1 protein-coding gene is annotated in these 1,924 nt (G+C 67.4%); it reads left to right on the plus strand.

Annotation, left to right across the window (positions count from 1 at the left end; genetic code table 11):
* Positions 1–519: 519 nt before the first annotated feature.
* Positions 520–1,848 (plus strand): group II intron reverse transcriptase/maturase, encoded by a 1,329-nt coding sequence (gene ltrA, locus ACTOWL_RS37825; RefSeq protein WP_441326459.1) that lies wholly within the window; start codon positions 520–522, stop codon positions 1,846–1,848.
* Positions 1,849–1,924 lie beyond the last annotated feature (76 nt).

Genomic DNA, 1,924 nt, shown 5'->3' on the forward strand with positions numbered 1-1,924 from the left:
GTGCACTGTCAGAGCGCCGGGAGACCGGCAAGGAGTAGGTGGTGGAAGTCCACTGCGATGAAGGAGTAGCGATCCGCATCGGCCCCGAGCCGTGCGTCGTTGCCCGTGAGGGCAGGGGCGAAGCGTCGGCAGGGGAGAGCATAGGCCAGCCATCGAGCCGCGAAAGGCACAACTTCCGGACGCCGACGCCGTTGACAGGGCGGAAGGCAATATGGACGGGCGCGATATGCGAGCTCCCGTGCGGTCCGGCGTGGTCGCAGACCCTGGCATGTGCAGACGCTCCTTGACCGGGAACCGGGAGGTCCCAGGACCGACCGTCGAGCCTGTTGGCCCGACGGCCCGCATCGGGAAGGCGAGGAGCCGTAGCCGATGATGCACGGGCCTGGGAAGTCAGACCCCGCCATAGTAGCTGTGAAGCCGACGAACAAGGCGGAGCGATCCGCGGCGGAGCCGGTGGAGCCAAGGGCGGGGACCGAGGGGAATGCGGGCCAGCAAAGCACGTGCCGGGCGCAGAACCGGGTGAGCGTGTCCCAGGCGCTGGAGCGCATACGGCAAGCCGCAAGGCAAAGGAAGAAGGAGAAGTTCACCGCGCTCTTCCACCATCTCGGCCTCGACCAACTGACGGCGGCCTTCTTCGATCTGAAGAGGGAGGCCGCCGCCGGCGTGGACGGGCTGACCTGGCAGGCCTACGCGGCAGATCACGAGCACCGTCTCGCCGAGTTGCACGCCCGGGTCCAGCGGGGAGCGTATCGGGCGCAGCCGAGCCGGCGGGTCTTCATTCCCAAGCCGGACGGACGGCAGCGGCCGCTGGCGATCGCCGCCCTGGAAGACAAGGTCGTCCAACGGGCGGCGGCCGCCGTGCTGAACGCGATCTACGAGGAAGACTTCCTCGGGTTCTCGTATGGGTTCCGGCCAGGACGCGGCGCGCATGATGCGATGGACGCGCTCATGGTCGGGATCGGCCGCCGCAAGGTGAACTTCATCCTGGACGCCGACATCCGGAGCTTCTTCGACGAGGTCAGCCAGGACTGGCTGGTCCGCTTCGTCGAGCACCGGGTCGGCGACCGGCGCATTCTCCGCCTGATCCGCAAATGGCTCAGGGCGGGCATCCTGGAAGACGGGGTCGTGACGGTCGGTGACAAGGGGACGGGACAGGGGTCGGTGATCTCACCGCTGCTGGCCAATGTCTACCTGCACTACGTCTTCGACCTGTGGGCCGAGCGCTGGCGACGGCGCGAGGCCGCGGGCGACGTGATCATCGTACGGTATGCCGATGACATCATCGTCGGCTTCGAGCACGAGGCCGAGGCCCGGCGCTTCCTGGGTGCGATGCGCGAGCGGTTGGAGGCGTTCGCACTGTCGCTGCATCCGGACAAGACCCGCCTGATCGAGTTCGGCCGCCATGCGGCGGCGAACCGCGAGCGGCGCGGGTTGGGCAAACCGGAGACCTTCGACTTCCTCGGCTTCACCTTCATCTGCGGGCGATCGCGGGCGGGCCACTTCCTCGTCAAGCGGAAGACCCGGCGCGACCGCATGCGGGCGAAGCTGCAAGCCGTCAAGCAGGGGTTGCGACAGCGCATGCACCAGCCGATCCCGATCCAGGGCAAATGGCTGGGACAGGTCGTCAAAGGCTACTTCAACTATCACGCCGTGCCGACCAACGGTCGGGCGCTGGCCGCGTTCCGCTTCTTCGTCACCGAACTCTGGCAGCGAACGCTTCGGCGGCGCAGTCAGAAGGACGGCATGACCTGGGAGCGGATCTCCCGGCTGGCCAACGACTGGCTTCCCAAACCGCGCATCCTTCACCCCTGGCCGCAAGCTCGCTTCGCCGTCAAACACCCAAGGTAGGAGCCGTATGCCTTAATCGGGCACGTACGGATCTGTGCGGGGGGCGCCCAGCAATGGGCGTCCCTACCGCGATCCG

The organism is Inquilinus sp. CA228, assembly GCF_052078665.1.
Classification (GTDB): domain Bacteria; phylum Pseudomonadota; class Alphaproteobacteria; order DSM-16000; family Inquilinaceae; genus Inquilinus.